The sequence below is a fragment of the Celeribacter sp. ULVN23_4 genome, assembly GCF_054788345.1.
The window spans coordinates 79,128-94,614 of sequence record NZ_JBTVYO010000007.1 but is presented as its reverse complement, the minus strand read 5'-3'; the positions used below and the strand labels follow the sequence as shown (position 1 = coordinate 94,614).

General features: G+C 60.4%; 18 protein-coding genes. 6 read left to right on the top strand and 12 right to left on the bottom strand.

What is annotated here, in order from left to right; translation table 11 throughout:
- Positions 1–57 precede the first annotated feature (57 nt).
- Positions 58–921, top strand: a complete 864-nt coding sequence (gene yddG, locus ACYBHZ_RS14980; protein ID WP_460275085.1) for an aromatic amino acid exporter YddG — start codon at positions 58–60, stop codon at positions 919–921.
- A gap of 9 nt (positions 922–930) precedes the next feature.
- On the opposite strand, the gene ACYBHZ_RS14975 is transcribed toward yddG, so the two are convergent.
- The 3 genes from ACYBHZ_RS14975 to ACYBHZ_RS14965 all read right to left on the bottom strand — a co-directional run bounded on the left by ACYBHZ_RS14975 (position 931) and on the right by ACYBHZ_RS14965 (position 2,219).
- Entirely contained in the window at positions 931–1,098 is a 168-nt protein-coding gene (locus ACYBHZ_RS14975) for a YdcH family protein (RefSeq protein WP_460275084.1), read from the bottom strand.
- A 132-nt stretch (positions 1,099–1,230) separates the two neighbouring features.
- Positions 1,231–2,004 carry a tRNA1(Val) (adenine(37)-N6)-methyltransferase gene (locus ACYBHZ_RS14970; protein WP_460275083.1) on the bottom strand — a complete coding sequence of 258 codons (774 nt, stop codon included), beginning with the start codon at positions 2,002–2,004 and terminating at the stop codon, positions 1,231–1,233.
- Positions 2,001–2,219 (bottom strand): putative signal transducing protein, encoded by a 219-nt coding sequence (locus tag ACYBHZ_RS14965; RefSeq protein WP_460275082.1) that lies wholly within the window; start codon positions 2,217–2,219, stop codon positions 2,001–2,003. Before ACYBHZ_RS14965 ends, ACYBHZ_RS14970 begins: the two co-directional genes overlap by 4 nt.
- A gap of 51 nt (positions 2,220–2,270) precedes the next feature.
- Between ACYBHZ_RS14965 and ACYBHZ_RS14960 the strand changes: the two genes are divergently transcribed.
- Positions 2,271–3,269, top strand: a complete 999-nt coding sequence (locus ACYBHZ_RS14960; RefSeq protein WP_460275081.1) for a polyprenyl synthetase family protein — start codon at positions 2,271–2,273, stop codon at positions 3,267–3,269.
- A 63-nt stretch (positions 3,270–3,332) separates the two neighbouring features.
- Here the strand turns inward: ACYBHZ_RS14960 and ACYBHZ_RS14955 are convergent, their stop codons facing one another.
- The 3 genes from ACYBHZ_RS14955 to ACYBHZ_RS14945 form a co-directional block, all read right to left on the bottom strand.
- Positions 3,333–4,163 carry a 4-(cytidine 5'-diphospho)-2-C-methyl-D-erythritol kinase gene (locus tag ACYBHZ_RS14955; protein ID WP_460275080.1) on the bottom strand — a complete coding sequence of 277 codons (831 nt, stop codon included), beginning with the start codon at positions 4,161–4,163 and terminating at the stop codon, positions 3,333–3,335.
- Positions 4,153–5,859, bottom strand: a complete 1,707-nt coding sequence (locus ACYBHZ_RS14950) for a tetratricopeptide repeat protein (RefSeq protein WP_460275079.1) — start codon at positions 5,857–5,859, stop codon at positions 4,153–4,155. The genes ACYBHZ_RS14955 and ACYBHZ_RS14950 overlap by 11 nt, the downstream gene beginning before the upstream one ends.
- Positions 5,860–5,978: 119 nt before the next feature.
- The gene (locus ACYBHZ_RS14945) at positions 5,979–7,631 is read right to left on the bottom strand and encodes an electron transfer flavoprotein-ubiquinone oxidoreductase (RefSeq protein WP_460275078.1); all 1,653 of its coding nucleotides are present in this window, start codon (positions 7,629–7,631) and stop codon (positions 5,979–5,981) included.
- Positions 7,632–7,986: 355 nt separating this feature from the next.
- On the opposite strand from ACYBHZ_RS14945, the gene greA reads away from it, so the two are divergent.
- The 4 genes from greA to ACYBHZ_RS14925 all read left to right on the top strand — a co-directional run bounded on the left by greA (position 7,987) and on the right by ACYBHZ_RS14925 (position 10,646).
- Positions 7,987–8,457, top strand: a complete 471-nt coding sequence (gene greA / locus ACYBHZ_RS14940) for a transcription elongation factor GreA (RefSeq protein WP_460275077.1) — start codon at positions 7,987–7,989, stop codon at positions 8,455–8,457.
- Between the two features lie 27 nt (positions 8,458–8,484).
- Positions 8,485–9,489: a hypothetical protein gene (locus ACYBHZ_RS14935; protein WP_460275076.1), complete on the top strand. Its 1,005-nt coding sequence runs from the start codon at positions 8,485–8,487 to the stop codon at positions 9,487–9,489.
- Between the two features lie 120 nt (positions 9,490–9,609).
- Positions 9,610–10,326 carry an AzlC family ABC transporter permease gene (locus tag ACYBHZ_RS14930; RefSeq protein WP_460275075.1) on the top strand — a complete coding sequence of 239 codons (717 nt, stop codon included), beginning with the start codon at positions 9,610–9,612 and terminating at the stop codon, positions 10,324–10,326.
- Positions 10,323–10,646: an AzlD domain-containing protein gene (locus tag ACYBHZ_RS14925; RefSeq protein ID WP_460275074.1), complete on the top strand. Its 324-nt coding sequence runs from the start codon at positions 10,323–10,325 to the stop codon at positions 10,644–10,646. The genes ACYBHZ_RS14930 and ACYBHZ_RS14925 overlap by 4 nt, the downstream gene beginning before the upstream one ends.
- A gap of 4 nt (positions 10,647–10,650) precedes the next feature.
- Here ACYBHZ_RS14925 and ACYBHZ_RS14920 read toward each other — a convergent pair whose 3' ends face one another.
- The 6 genes from ACYBHZ_RS14920 to ACYBHZ_RS14895 all read right to left on the bottom strand — a co-directional run bounded on the left by ACYBHZ_RS14920 (position 10,651) and on the right by ACYBHZ_RS14895 (position 15,398).
- The gene (locus tag ACYBHZ_RS14920; RefSeq protein ID WP_460275073.1) at positions 10,651–11,280 is read right to left on the bottom strand and encodes a hypothetical protein; all 630 of its coding nucleotides are present in this window, start codon (positions 11,278–11,280) and stop codon (positions 10,651–10,653) included.
- Between the two features lie 40 nt (positions 11,281–11,320).
- Entirely contained in the window at positions 11,321–11,455 is a 135-nt protein-coding gene (locus ACYBHZ_RS14915) for an aa3-type cytochrome c oxidase subunit IV (RefSeq protein WP_460275072.1), read from the bottom strand.
- 54 nt (positions 11,456–11,509) lie between these two features.
- Positions 11,510–11,998: a DUF6173 family protein gene (locus tag ACYBHZ_RS14910; protein WP_460275071.1), complete on the bottom strand. Its 489-nt coding sequence runs from the start codon at positions 11,996–11,998 to the stop codon at positions 11,510–11,512.
- A gap of 2 nt (positions 11,999–12,000) precedes the next feature.
- Positions 12,001–13,032 carry an MBL fold metallo-hydrolase gene (locus tag ACYBHZ_RS14905; RefSeq protein ID WP_460275070.1) on the bottom strand — a complete coding sequence of 344 codons (1,032 nt, stop codon included), beginning with the start codon at positions 13,030–13,032 and terminating at the stop codon, positions 12,001–12,003.
- Positions 13,032–14,741 carry an acyl-CoA dehydrogenase gene (locus ACYBHZ_RS14900; RefSeq protein WP_460275069.1) on the bottom strand — a complete coding sequence of 570 codons (1,710 nt, stop codon included), beginning with the start codon at positions 14,739–14,741 and terminating at the stop codon, positions 13,032–13,034. Before ACYBHZ_RS14900 ends, ACYBHZ_RS14905 begins: the two co-directional genes overlap by 1 nt.
- Positions 14,742–14,828: 87 nt before the next feature.
- Positions 14,829–15,398 (bottom strand): YqgE/AlgH family protein, encoded by a 570-nt coding sequence (locus ACYBHZ_RS14895; protein ID WP_460275068.1) that lies wholly within the window; start codon positions 15,396–15,398, stop codon positions 14,829–14,831.
- Positions 15,399–15,487 lie beyond the last annotated feature (89 nt).

The window sequence follows — 15,487 nt, the reverse complement described above, 5'->3', positions numbered from 1 at the left end:
GCCGTTTCGGCGACCCTTTTCTGTTGCAGAGCGGAGAAACTCTGGCTTAATCGCGTCATGACACGCACAACCGCCACCGCCATCGGATTTATCGCCGTCCTTCTTTGGGCACTGCTCGCTCTTTTCACTGTCGGCGCAAAGGAAGTGCCTGCCCTGCAACTCAACGCCGTCTGCTTTGCCATCGGCGGGGCCATCGGGGTGATCTGGACCACAGCAAGCAAGCGGTGGCACGAGTTGCGCCATGTCCCGCTGTCGATCTATGCCTTCGGCACCGTGGGACTTTTCGGCTATCACTTTCTGTATTTCTCGGCACTCAAGGCCGCACCGCCCGCGGAGGCAGGGCTGATCGCATATCTCTGGCCGCTTCTGATCGTGCTCTTTTCCGGCCTGCTTCCGGGGGAGCGTCTCGGCCCGCTGCACTTGGTCGGGGCCGCCGTGTCCTTCGTCGGCGCCGCCCTGATCGTTGCGCAGGGCGCCTCGTTTTCCGGCGGGCATATGGCGGGCTATCTCTTGGCCGCAGCCTGCGCTTTAACCTGGTCCTGCTATTCCGTGATCTCGCGCCGGTTTCAATCCGTGTCCAGCATGGTCGTGACGGTCTATTGCCTCGCAACTGCCGTGCTCTCACTCATCGCGCATTTGGCTCTGGAAGACACGGTGTGGCCCTCCACGCAAATGGGCTGGGCCAGCATGATCGCACTTGGCCTCGGGCCTGTCGGCGCGGCTTTCTATGTCTGGGATATCGGGGTGAAACGCGGCAACATCCAGTTGCTGGGAACCGCGTCCTATGCAGCGCCGCTCTTGTCGACGCTGGCTCTGGTTGGCGCGAAGATCGCGGAACCCCGCGCCAGCCTGATCATATCTGCCGTGCTGATCACGGCGGGGGCCGGTCTGGCCGCCTATCAAAGCCGCCGGACCGGGTGATTCATCACGTCAAGCGGCGCTCAGACGTGCGATTTCTTCCTTGATGCGGAGTTTCTGTTTTTTGAGGCTGGCGATCCGAAGGGCGTCGATACCGGGCGAACGCTGGGCGTCTTCAACGGCCTCCGAGAGGGATTGGTGCTTTTTCTTCAGTTCCTGGATGTGGGACGTCAAGCTCATGTCTTCTCCTCTCTGAATGTGGCAGCTATGTAAAAGCTGTATGACAAGTGCAGCATAGAAACCGAGTCGTGTCACGGCTTTGTTTTGAAACAAAGTGACTGAAAAATTAAGCTGTGCGAAATATCGCCAAAATCAGCCGGACCACGGCAAAGCTTGGCCGCCTCGCAAAATCTTGACGGCTTGTGGGCTGTAATCGTCGCCATCGTGCTTATGTAACGCGCCCTCGTGCATCATGAGCGGCGCTTCGAGCGTAAAAGCCGCCCGCCCGCCCTTGCGCGCCTGCAAGATGACAAGTTCCGCAACGCGCCCCTCGCGCGGCTGCACCGGGCGAATACGGATGGAACCAAGACGGCTGTCGCAAGCCGCGAGCATATCCGGCAGACGATCCGCCTTTTGGATCATGGTCAGATAGCCCTTCTGCTTGAGCCGCCGTGTCGCCGCATCGAACCAATCCGACAAGGGCGTTTCCCCAGCCAAGGCCACATCGCGCCCAGCGTCCGAGGCCGCCGTGGAGCGGTGGCGTTCGTAATAGGGCGGGTTGGCGAGAACGTGATCGAAATGGCGCTCTTTCAATGGCGTAGGCAAATGACGCAGATCGGCCTCGAAGACCTCCATGTCAGTCTCATTTTCTACCGCGTTACGCCGGGCAAGATCGGCATAGAAGGCCTGCAATTCCACGCCGACACAGGACAGCCCCTCGACCCGCGCGGCCAGACAGAACGAGGCCACCCCGGCCCCACAGCCAAGCTCCAACACGGATTGCCCCGACCGCGCAGGAACCGCAGCGGCCAAAAGCACCGGATCAACACCGGCCCGGTAGCCTTTGACCGGCTGAAAGACATGGATACGCCCACCGAGAAATGCATCCCGGCTGAGATCGCCCGAAAGCTCCGAAGCCCCGGTCACAGATCCTCCAGATCGAATTTATTGTCCTTGAGGATGCGCCGGGCCTGAGCAAGGTCGCCATCGCGCACCATCAAACGGCGCGGCAAAATGCCGAGGCTGCCCTCAAGGACGCTCATATGGACGTCCATTTCAAAGCAGTCTATATCCTCTCCGGACAAGAGTGCTTTGGCGTAGACGATCTGGGATGGGTCGGTTGTACGTAGAAGCTGTTTCATCGCCGATGATTTAACGGCAGACCCACGGGTTTGTCGAGCCGAGGAGGTCCCATGGGACTGGATAAAGCCGCTGTGAAACCGCATGAGAGACTGGCCGCCGCGCTGGCGACCGAGCTTGAGGACGTGAACGCGCTGATCCGTGAGCGTATGTCTTCGAAACATGCCCCTCGCATTCCGGAAGTCACAGCGCATCTCGTGGAAGCTGGCGGCAAACGCCTGCGCCCGATGCTGACGCTCGCTGCGGCCAAGGCCTGCGGCTACACCGGCCCCTTTCACATCCATCTCGCGGCCACCGTGGAATTCATCCATACCGCAACGCTGCTGCATGACGATGTGGTCGACGAAAGCACCCAGCGCCGCGGGCGTCCGACGGCCAACCTGCTTTGGGACAACAAATCCTCTGTTCTGGTCGGCGACTACCTGTTCGCCCGCTCGTTCCAGTTGATGACCGACGCCGACAACATGCGCGTCTTGAACATCCTGTCGAACGCCTCCGCCACGATCGCCGAAGGCGAAGTGCTGCAGCTCACCGCCGCCCAAGACCTCAAGACGGATGAAGACGTCTATATTCAGGTCGTGCGCGGCAAAACGGCGGCGCTTTTCGCAGCGGCGACCGAAGTGGGCGCGGTGCTTGCCGAGGCCGATGAGAGCGTGGTGAAAGCGCTGTTCGACTATGGCGACGCGCTTGGGATCGCTTTCCAGATCGTCGATGACCTTCTCGATTACTGGGGGTCCGAGCAAACCGGCAAAAACGTCGGCGACGATTTCCGTGAACGCAAGCTGACCCTGCCGCTGATCAAAGCCGTCGCCAAAGCCGACGACGAAGAGCGCGCCTTCTGGGTGAAAACCATCGAGAAGGGCAAACAGGACGAGGGCGATCTCGAACATGCCATCGCGCTGCTCAACAAGCATGACGCTTTGGAAGAGACCCGTGTCATCGCGCTGGACTGGGCCGACAAGGCGAAAGACGCGCTGAAATCGGTGCCGGAAGGCGAGATTGTCGAGATGCTGTCGGATATCGCGGATTACGTGGTCGCGCGCCTGCGCTAAGCCTGACACCACAAGCAGATTAAAAAAGAGGCGGCCTAAGGTCGCCTTTTCTTTTGCGCCGGATCAGCCCGGAAGCGTGCTGGCGGATTTCACCCACCACCACGAGTTACCCTCGGCCAGCTGCAAGGCGGCGACATCGGCGGCGTAGCGATCCGCGAACAGGGCAAAACACGTCGCCCCGGACCCGGACATGCGCACCAGCTGCGCGCCGGGCGCGAGGGCCAATGCAGCCAAAGCCGCCGCCACTTCAGGAACGAGTTTCACCGCAGGCGGTTCGAGATCGTTGCGCTGCGCAGACAGCCAATCGATCAGCGCCAGCGTGTCCGGCCAGTGTGGCAGCTTGTCCGGCATCTCCGGGTTGGTCTTGCTTTCCAGGCGTTTGAACACGTCAGGGGTCGAGACCTCCACCCTCGGATTGACCAGAACCATGTGCAAGGCAGGCATGTGAACCGGCTCCAATGCCTCTCCGATCCCGCGCATGCGCATCGGTTTCGAGCGCAGGCACACCGGAACATCCGCCCCCAAGGCAAGCACCTCTTCCGCAGAGACAGGATCAGCCCCCAACCGCGCCGCAGCACGCAAGGTGGCCGCCGCATCGGCAGAGCCGCCGCCTATGCCCGAACTGGGCGGGAGATGTTTATCGAGGGTCAGTGCCATCGGCGTCCCTGAAAGCTCGGCGGCTTTCAGGACCAGATTGCTTTTGTCGGTCGGAACGCCCTCCGCAAACGGCCCTTCCACCGCGAGCGACGACTGCCCCGCAGAACGCGCTGTCACCTGATCGCCGACATCGACAAAGGCCACAAGGCTATCCAGAAGATGATAGCCGTCCTCGCGTTGTCCCGTGACATGCAGGCTCAGATTGATCTTGGCCGGTGCGAAGACCTTAACCGTCATTTCCGCCCCGCGTCGGCTCTTCGCCCTCTTCGATCAGAACCTTGTCGAGACCGATGTCGAGTTTGCGGCGAATACGGTTCGCTTCCTCCTCTTCCGGCTCGAACGACAGGGCGCGTTGCCATTGGAACCGCGCCTCGCGCTCGCGCCCGACCGCCCAGTACACGTCCCCAAGGTGATCGTTCACGATGGCATCGACCGGCATCAGCTCCACGGCGCGCTCCATCGGTTCCACCGCCTCGTCATAGCGGCGCAGACGATAGAGGCCCCAAGCGAGACTGTCGGTGATATAGCCATCTTCCGGACGCGCTTCGACGGCCTTGCGGATCATGTCCATTGCCTCATCGAGATTGGTTTTCATCTCAAGATAGGAATAACCAAGGTAGTTCAATACACGCGGCTGATCGGGCTCCAGCTCCAACGCCTGACGCAGATCTGCCTCGGCCTTGTCCCATTCCCCCATCCGCTCATACGCGGTCCCGCGGGTGAAATAGAGCGGCCATTGCATCCGCGTCGGCGGCTGGTGACGGTCGATCACCACGGAATAGGCCTTCACGGCCTCCGCGTAGTTTTCATCGCGGCGCAGAGCATCCCCGAGCGCCGTCTGCGCCTCGTCCAGTTCCGGGTGCGATTTTGCCAGTTGGCGCAAAACCTCAAGCGAGGCCTCGGAATTGCCGGATGCTCTCAGCGTCTCGGACCGGGCCAGACTTGCGATCGGGAAGGCAGGATCGTCCGCCGGGATCGTATCCAGCGCCGCCGTGGCGAGATCGTAATTCTCCAACCGCTCCAAAAGCGTCGCAACGCTCAAAACATAGCTGGCCTCATCCGGACGCAGCTCTTCGGCGATGCGGGCATAAAGCAGCGTGTAAGCATCATCGAGCCCACCATCGAGCGCGGAGGCAACGGCAAAGAACACATCCGCGATCCCGTCACTGGCGCTGCGCACGACGGTGAACGGCGCGGTGTCTCCGGCTTTGAGCGCTTTGCGCAGACTTTCGAGCTTCAGGTCCAAAGCACCCGAGCCGAAACTCTCATTGAGAAGCGTCAGCGCCTCGTCATCCCGTTCGAGCTGGCTGAGAATTTCCACCCGCGCGATCACGAAAAACCGGCTTTGCGGCATGTCAGGTTGCGACAGGGTGTCAAGCGCGCCCTCGTAATCGCCGACGAGCGCAAGGGCGAGCCCCTTGTTATACGCACCGAAATTCTCGAACTCCTGCCCCATGTCGGAGCCCTTGTCGAAAAGCTTCAAGGCGCCAGACATGTCGCCCTGACCAATATGCGCCCAAGCGAGCATGAGACCGTCCACAACGGAGCTGATGCTCTGCCCGCTTTCAAGTGCGGCCACCAGACCATCGAAATCGCCGTCGCGCGCCAGAAGCGTCAATTGCGCCATAGCCGCCATCTGGTTCGCGGGTTCGATCTCTGCCAGTTGGCTGGCAAATTCTTTGACCGGATCGAACTCACCCATGGAAATATGGGCGGAAATCACGGATTCGAGCAGGGCCGGGTTTTGCGGATCGCTGGCAACTGCGCGGGTGGCATAGTCGGCAAGCGCCGGGAAACTGCGATCCATCGTGGCTTGGCGGGCGGCCAGATACGGTCCCGCATCGGCGCGAACAGGAGATGGCAAGGCCACGCTTCCAAACAAAAGCCCCAAGGCAGTGAGGGCGGAAATCATGCGGCCGGCGCGGTCTGTCACCTGTCGTCTCCTTATGGTTCGTTCCGGCGAGCCTACCGTCCAAAGTGCCCCGCCGCAATGCAAACGGGGACCGCAATGGTCCCCGTCGCATGCTTTAAAAACACGTTGCCGTGAGAGGCTTACATGTTTGGATAATTAGGCCCATCGCCGCCCTGTGGGACGGTCCAAGTGATGTTCTGGCTGGCTTCCTTGATGTCACAGGTTTTGCAGTGAACACAGTTCTGGAAGTTGACGACGAACTTCGGCTCCTGACCTTCCTCGGTGAGGTATTCGTAGACGCCTGCCGGGCAATAGCGCTGCGACGGACCGCCGAATTCCTTGTAATCCACGTCAATCGAGACCTGCGGATCTTTGAGCTTGAGGTGACAGGGCTGGCTCTCTTCGTGGTTGGTTGCCGCGAAGGACACGTTGGTCAGCCGGTCAAAGGAGATCACACCATCGGGTTTCGGATAGTCGATCGGCTTGAACTTCTTCGCCTTGCCGGTCGCTTGCGCGTCGGTTTTGCCGTGTTTGACGGTGCCGAACAGCGAGACGCCGAACAGGTGATTGGTCCACATATCGAAACCGCCGAGCGCCAGAGAAGCGGTCAGACCGAACTTGGACCAGAGCGGTTTCACATTGCGCACACGCTTGAGGTCTTTGCCGACCGCGCCCTCGCGCAGCTCGGCCTCGTAGCTCTCAAGCGTATCGCCAGAGCGCCCCTCTTTGATCGCAGCGGCCACATGTTCCGCAGCCGCTTTGCCCGAGAGCATCGCGTTGTGGTTGCCCTTGATCCGCGGCACGTTGACGAGGCCAACGGAGCAGCCCAACAAAGCGCCGCCGGGGAAGGCCGCTTTCGGCATGGACTGATAGCCACCTTCGGAGATTGCGCGTGCGCCATAGGCAACGCGTTTACCGCCCTCCAAAAGCTCTTTCACCAGCGGGTGCTGCTTGAAACGCTGAAATTCCATGTAGGGGAAGAGATAGGGGTTTTCGTAGTTCAGGTGGACCACGAAGCCCAGATAAAGCTGATTGTTCTCCGCGTGGTAGACGAAGCCGCCACCGCCCGCATTCGAACCAAGCGGCCAGCCCATCGAGTGCCAAACCTTGCCCTCTTTGTGCTTCGCGGGATCGATCTCCCAGATCTCTTTCATGCCGAGACCGAATTTCTGGACGTCACGATCCTTGGAGAGGTCGTATTTCGCGATGATCTCTTTCGCCAGCGAGCCACGCACGCCTTCGGAAATCAGCACATATTTGCCGTGCAGCTCCATCCCCGGCTCGGAATCCGGACCGATAGACCCATCGGCTTCAAGACCGAAGACACCGGCCACCACGCCTTTGACTTCGCCATTTTCGCCATAGATCAGCTCGGAACAGGCCATGCCCGGAAAAATCTCGACGCCAAGCTCTTCGGCCTGCTCAGCCATCCAGCGGCAGACATTGCCCATTGAGACGATGTATTTGCCGTGGTTCGACATGAACGGCGGCAGGGGGAAGTTCGGAATGCGGATCGATCCGGCTTCGCCCAGAACATGGAAATGATCTTCCGACACCTCGGTGGTGATCGGCGCGCCTTTTTCCTTCCAATCCGGAATAAGCGCATCAATCCCGCAGGGATCGAGCACAGCGCCGGACAGAATATGTGCGCCAACCTCAGACCCTTTTTCCAGAACGACGACGCTCAGGTCTTCGTCCAATTGCTTCAGCCGGATCGCAGCAGACAGGCCCGCAGGACCGGCCCCGACGATCACGACATCATATTCCATCGACTCGCGCTCGATATTCGACATTAAATTTCCTCTGGCTTGAGCGGCTCTCCGGCGTCTACCTAACCGTTAAGCAAGGGCTGGGTCAATTTGAGACCCCTGTTTCGTTGCGTTAAAGCGTCATACGTTTCATTTGGGTCACCCGATGTCTTGAAGAAATGCGACAGGATCGGGAAATATTTGGACCTGAGCATGCATCTGGACGCCATATTCACGGGGGTTGCATGAGCTTGATCCCGACAGAAATTCTTTAAATCCACGCTACCCCCTTGCAATGGCCCTGCATTCCGGGTCAGGTAGTCCAACAATAAACGCAACACCACAAGCACGCGGCCGGCCTTGCCGACGCAGTGCTTTTTTCGTGCAGATGAGTGCCCTGATGGAAAAGATTCTCATGACCCGCGCGGGTTACACCGCGCTGAACGACGAGCTGAAAACCCTGAAATCCGTCGAACGACCGGCGATCATTCAGGCCATCGCCGAAGCCCGCGAGCTTGGCGATCTCTCGGAGAATGCCGAATACCATTCCGCACGCGAAAAGCAGAGCTTCATTGAGGGGCGCATCAAAGAGCTTGAGGGCATCCTGTCCCTGACCGATGTGATCGACCCGAAAACCCTGTCCGGCACGGTGAAATTCTCCGCCACGGTGACCATCGTGGACGAAGACACGGATGAGGAAAAAACCTATCAGATCGTTGGCGAGCACGAAGCCGACATCGAGCGGTCGCTCCTGAACATCAAATCGCCGCTCGCCCGCGCCCTGATCGGCAAGGACGAAGGCGATAGCGTTGAAGTCCGCACGCCCGGCGGCGAAAAGTCCTACGAAATCCTCAAGATCGCGTATATCTAATCTGTAAACGCGTTTGAGGAGGCTCCTTTGGCGAACGAAGGCCCCAAAAAAATTGAACTCGGAGTTTATCAACGCCCCGAGCAGGACCCGAAGATCACCGCAACCGAAATGATCGCGGCGGTCCTTTCCCTGCTATGGCTGGCGATGACGGCCGGGTTCTTCATGCTGATTGGTTCGGGCTCGGATGATTTCGACTCGATCCGTTTCGTCATGATGCTGATCGCCATTTTCATGCCCATCGCAATGATTTGGGTCGGAGCGCTTGCGGTGAAGACCTCCCGCACGATGCGCGAAGAAAGCCGCCGCTTGCAGGCCGCGATCTCCGCGATGCGCCAATCCTACCTTTCGGGTCAGGGCAACGGCGGCTCCAACGCCACGGTCGAGAAGAAGCTCGAAGAAATCGTCGCAGCCCAACGCAAGACGGAAACGACCCTCGCGACCTTTATCTCGATCCGTCCGGGCCAAACGCCCTCCGAGGACAAGCTCGCAATCGCAGCGCCCACATTGGTCGAAGAACAAGCCACGCTTGCGCTCGGCACCCCCTCAGAAAGCCTCGCGCCGCCGCTCTCTGTTGCGGATTTCATCAAGGCGATGAACTTCCCGGAAACGGCCGAGGACAAAGACGGTTTCCGCGCGCTGCGCCGGGCGCTTTCGGACCGCAAGGTCAGCCAGCTCATCCATGCCGCGCAGGATGTGCTCACGCTCCTGTCGCAGGACGGCATCTACATGGACGACCTGCGTCCCGACCGTGCCAAGCCCGAGGTCTGGCGTCGCTTCGCGAAAGGTGAGCGCGGGCATTCTGTTGCGCCTCTGGGCGGGGTGCGTGATCGTTCGTCCCTCGCCTTGGCTTCGGCCCGAATGAAACAGGACGCGATTTTCCGCGATGCCGTGCACCATTTCCTGCGCAAATTCGACAAGACCTTCGCGGAATTCGAGCAATCCGCCACGGACGAAGAAATCGCAGCCCTCACAGACACCCGCACGGCGCGTGGATTTATGCTTTTGGGCCGCGTCACCGGCACTTTCGACTAAACCCATTTCGCCGGCACCTACGGCCACATCATCCTCCGCAAAACCCATCTTCACATTTGACGATTGGTCAGAGCTTCGCGCCTCCATTAAGTTTGCGCGGCTCACAATAATTAAGGTCCCATGTCACTTTCTCCTGCCTCTCAGCAATTCCTCAAGGGCGCCAAAGACGGCCTGCCATTCCACATCGTGATTTGGCCCTTCGCCGCGATCTTTGGTGCGATCGCCACGCAGGCGGGACTGAACGTCGTGGAAGTCATGGGGTTCTCGATCCTCGTCATCGCCGGCTCCGCCCAGCTCGCAGCGCTGCAACTTATGTCGGATAATGCGCCGACCCTGATCGTCTTGACGACGGCTTTGGCGGTGAACCTTCGGATGGGGATGTATTCGGCTGCGATCACGCCGCATCTTGGCAAATCATCGCTCCTGACCCGCGCCTTCGCCGCCTATATGCTCTACGACCAGCCCTATGCGCTCTCGACGATCAAATTCGAGAAAGAACCGAACCTGAGCCTCTCGGAGAAGGTCGGCTATTTCTTCGGCTCCGCCATTCCGATTGCCATCGCCTGGTACGCACTGACCCTGACCGGCGCGCTCTTGGGGGAGAATATCCCGACAGATATCGGCGTCGATTTCGCCGTGCCCGTCACCTTCCTCGCCGTCGTCGCCCCGATGCTCAAGACCTTGGCGCATCTCGCCTCGGCGCTGACCTCCGTGGTGATGGTTCTGATCCTCGGCTTCATGCCCTACGGCACCGGCCTTCTGGTGGCCGCCGCCGCCGCGTTGATCGTCGGCGCGCAGGTTGAAATCTGGTTGGAAAAAAGAAAGGCCGCGCAATGATCGACATGAGCACCACGCAAATCTGGATCATCATCGTCGGCATGGCCATCGGCACGTTTCTGATCCGCTTTTCCTTCCTTGGCATGGTGGGCGATCGCCCCCTGCCCGCATGGCTGCTGCGCCTGCTGCGCTACACGCCGGTTGCCGTGCTGCCCGCCGTGGTCGCGCCAATGCTCCTCGGGGCAAAGGCAGAGGCAGACCCGCTGCGGCTGTTCTGCGCAGCGGCCACCATTGTGGTCGGCATTTGGACGAAAAACGTGCTTTGGGCGATCATCACGGGGCTTGGCCTGTTCTTTGGCCTCAGCGCCGTGATCGGGTAAAGCCTCAGGACAGGCCGCTGTGATGCAGCAGCAGCGGCGGCGCTTGAATGAGCTGGCCGTTCTCGTCGGGGCTGTCGTCATAGAAGACGTCTTCCGTCACCCCCGGCAATTCACCGAACCACTGCATCAGCTTTTTCGGCGACATGGTTTGCGGCGCTTTCTCAAACCCCGGCAGTTCCGCAAGAATATCTGACACGCTCTTGGCGCACATCGCCTTCGGCACCGCGCCATAAGCCTGCACCTTGGCCAGCGCCAGCGTCGCGACCTCGGGGCTGACCACGATGGTCTGCTCCACCACATGCCAAGTGATCCGCGCGTGATAGTCGATGTAGAAATCCACCGCCGCGTCGGACATGCCGTAATGCACGTCGTTCCGCTCCGGCAAATGCGGGTGATAGAAAGTGCCCGCCGGATCGAAGATCACCCGCTCGGACGGGGCGTTAACCATCAAAGAGCTATGCCCGCCGCTGCCGGACCGGTTGTTGATCACAGTAAAGAGCGTGAGCTGGTAGGGGGCGCCCTGCACGTAATGAGAGCGCGCCACTTCGGCATCCGGCGCCCATTTCGGTTCGGCCGCACCACAGGCGGTCAGGACAAAGAAAGACAGAAGCCAAACGGCTCGACGAACACTCAACAAAATACAGGCTCCGGTCCTTTATGCGCGGTTACAGGTGCTAACTATTGAAAACCGCAAGGATGATCAAAACAAAAACGGCAATGCCCGCGACCCAGGTCGACCATTTCACAAAACCGTCAAAGGTTTTCTCCTGAACGGAAATATCCATTTCGCCGTGCTTGTGCTCCGACATCGCTAGTCCTCCCTTATATTTGTGCTTTCACGGTAGACCGTTCACCGCGGTCTGTCACCTCTCGGGTCTCTCCTCGTTCAATTCCTGTTCGAGATCCGCCGCCAGCCGGAAACCGATCCGTGTGGGCGTCGCGGCCTCTGTCTGTTTCGGCATGGCCTGAAGCATCACGTTGAGCTGGGTCACATGCTGGATTAACTGGGTCTTTGTCCCCTCCTCGTCCATGCCATAAAAGGTGACGATATCCGGGTCGAAAAAGCCGATCCCCTCGATGCGGAGAATCCCGGAATCAGATCCGGCAAAGCCCATGGCGATCTCGTGCTCGCTGTCGAGCTGCTCTTCGAAGTTCTGGATATAGAGGATCAACCGTTCATAGGCCCATTCAGCGGGGCTTTTCTCCTCCATCGGTTTGCGCGAGACGGCTTCCGGGAGGGGCTTTTGTTCGGCGGTGCAAATATCGGGGTTCGCATGGACGACACGGGCCTGCGGCAGGGCGGCCTCTTCATGCGCTTCGGCAGTGGTGCGGATATGATCCCCTTGGGACATGGTTACTCTCCTGTTTGCCACAGGATCGCACCATCCTCCCTTTCCCGTCCAGTGATAAGACCGCGCCGCTCAAGGTGGCGGCAATGGGCCATCGCCTCGACCATCGCCAGCCCGTATTCGCCTTCTTTGATCGGACGCTTGAACAACACGTCGAAACAGTCGCAAGCCGTGCGCGGCTCATGCAGCGTTTCGCGCAGTCGATCCAACGCATGACGGTGATTGTCGATCAAATGCCGGAGCCGCGCGGGCAGCCCCGTATAAGGCAGTTTATGCCCTGTCAGCACCAACTGACCATCCCGCGCATGCGGCACAAATTTCTCGCAGGAGGTCAGCCACTCACCGACCGGATCGGCTTTCGGTTCCGTGGCGGAGACGCCAAGATTCGGAGAGATCGAGCCCAAAAGCTGATCGCCCCCGATCACCAGTTCGCCATCCCCGGACCAGAAGGTCGCGTGTTCCGGCGCATGGCCGTCGCCCGTGCGCACGGTCCAGAGCCGCCCGCCGATCTCGATCTCCTGCCCATCGACAATCCGCGTGTAACCCAGAGGCAAAGGGCTGACCGCGTCGGCGGTGTTGAACGGGCGTTCCATCAGGCGCTTTTCATAGATCTCAGAGACCATGCCGCAGGACCGCCAGAAGGCGAGCATCTCCGGCGTCGGGGCCTCCTGCACATCGAGCCGCAACATCCGCGCCATGAGGTAAGAGGTCCGTGTGGTCACCAATTCCGCGCCATGCTCCGTCACGAACCATCCGGCCAAGCCGACATGATCGAGGTGATGATGCGTGACGATCACCCGGCGGATCGGCTTGCCCCCAAGCGGCCCGTCGATCAACACCTGCCAAAGCCCGCGGCTTTGGCGCGTATCGACGCCGGTATCGACGATGGTCCACCCATCGCCCTCGTCAAACGCATAGACATTCACATGCGCCAAAGGCACCGGCAAAGGCATGCGCGACCAGAGAACGCCCTCGGCGATCTCGACCACGCCCCCGATCTCGGGTGGCTCGAAGGGCGTGCGGATCGGGGCAGTCATCAGGCGGTCAGGTCCTCTGGGCTCAAGGCATAAACATCACCGGCCCCAAGACGCGCCTGCGCCAGCAAAGCCGTGTGTTCCGGCAGCATACGGTTGATATAGAAAGCTGCAAGCCGCGAGCGCGGCCCTTGGCCGCCTTCGGTGATCGCCGCCTTGAGATGATAGTAGCCGCCAAGCACACGGGCAAAGGCGCGCAGGAACGGCACCGCCCCGGCGAAGCGATCATTCATCGGCAGAGCGAGCATCACCTCCATGCCCTCGCGCAGGGTCTCCGCCGCTTCCCAGACCGCTTTCGCCCGTTTCGGCAGGATCGCGCGCGCGGCCTCGGCAAAAACCTCGATCTCGTCGAGAATGCCGAACCCGGCCTCACCGCCGTCCATCAGCTTGCGCCCGACAAGGTCCATCGCCTGAATGCCGTTGGTGCCCTCATAGATCGAGGTGATCCGGGCATCACGGGCATACTGCGCCGCGCCGGTCTCTTCGATATAGCCCATGCCGCCATGCACCTGCACGCCGAGCTGGGCCACTTCGTGGCCGATATCGGTGGAAAACGCCTTGGCGATCGGGATGAGGAAAGCGCCGCGCGCCTGTTGCTCCGCATCCGTCCGCCCGAGATCAAGAGCCACACCGCAAGCCAGCGCAATCGTGCGGGCGACAAAAGTGTCGGCGCGCATATGGGCCAACATCCGGCGCACATCGGCGTGGTCGATGATCGAACCGTTCTCCGTCCCGATGGGAGATATGCCCTGCACGCGGTCATGCGCATAGGCCAATGCCTTTTGCGTTGCCGCCTCCGCGATGCCCACGCCCTGAACACCAACGCCGAGGCGCGCGTTGTTCATCATGGTAAACATGCATTTCATGCCCTGATGCTCTTCGCCCACGAGCCAGCCGGTCGCGTTTTCATATTCCATAACGCAGGTCGGGGAGCCGTGGATGCCGAGCTTGTGCTCAAGGCTCACGACCTTCACGCCATTGCGGTCACCGAGGCTGCCCTCCGCATCCGGGATCATCTTCGGCACCATGAAGAGCGAAATGCCCTTGGTGCCGGGCACGCCATCCGGCAGGCGCGCGAGCACGAGGTGACAGACGTTCTCAGAGAAATCATTGTCGCCCCAGGTGATGAAAATCTTCTGGCCGGAGATCGCATAGGTGCCATCCCCATTGCGCTCCGCCTTCGTGCGCAGCGCACCGACGTCCGAGCCCGCCCCCGGTTCCGTCAGGTTCATCGTCCCGGTCCATTCGCCGGAAATCAGCTTGGGGATATACAGCTCTTTGATCGCGTCCGAGGCGTGATGTTCCAGCGCTTCGATCTGCCCCTGTGTCATCAGAGGCTGCAGCGAGAGGGACAGGCAGGCCCCCGACATCATCTCATTGATCGCCGTCGCCACGGTCAGCGGAAGTCCCATTCCGCCATTGTCCGGATCGGCCAGCATGCCGACCCAACCGCCCTCGGCCACCTGCCCCAAAGCATCGGCAAAGCCCGGAGAGGTCTTCACGACTCCATCCACCAAAGCCGCAGGTGTCAGATCGCCGCCACGGTCGAGCGGCGCAATCACATCGCTCGACAGTTTCCCGGCTTCTTCAAGAATGGCTGCGACCGTCTCCGCATCGACGTCTTCAAAGGCCGTGCTTTCAAGCACCGACGCGAAGTCGACGATCTTGTCGAGAATGAATTGATAATCCGAAACCGGGGCGCGATAGGTCATGGCTGTCTCCTCCTCAGGCGCAGAAGGTTCTGCAACTTGACGGTCAGAGTAGCGAAGCGGGATCAGCCGCCCAACCCGAACGCTGCGTCACGCCCGTCCGGCATCCGCCGACAAAAGCGCGGGGCTGACCCCCATCGACAACAGCGCAGCCTGCCATTTCTCAAGATCCGGCGTGTCGAACACGATCTCAGGCGTTGCATCGCAGCTGAGCCAACCGTTCTCGGCAATCTCGCCCTCAAGCTGCCCCGGCCCCCAGCCGGCGTAGCCAAGACACAAAAGCCGCTCGGTCGGACCCTCACCCCGCGCCATGTCGCGCAGAATCTCGCGCGACGCCGTCATGGCGTAGCTCGACCCCACATCCATGGAGGCATGGTCGGCCTCGTAATCCGTACTGTGCAGCACAAACCCGCGTCCCATCTCAACCGGCCCACCGAAATGCACCGGCAAAGGCCGCATGTCGGGCGTGGCGCGAATCTCCAATTGGTCGAAGACATCGGACACCCCGATCTCGTCGGACACTTTGTTGATCATGAGCCCCATCGCACCTTCGTCCGAATGGGCACACATAAAGACCACCGCGCCTGCAAAACGCGGATCACCGATGCCCGGCATCGCAATGAGAAGTTTCCCGGTCAGGTCAGATGATTGTGCTTCCATATCTCCACCTCACCGCATGACGCGCCGAGGTGCAAGGCTTCGCGCGGGGAAAAGCGATCAATTCGCGCTCCGGAAGCAACACAGACCCA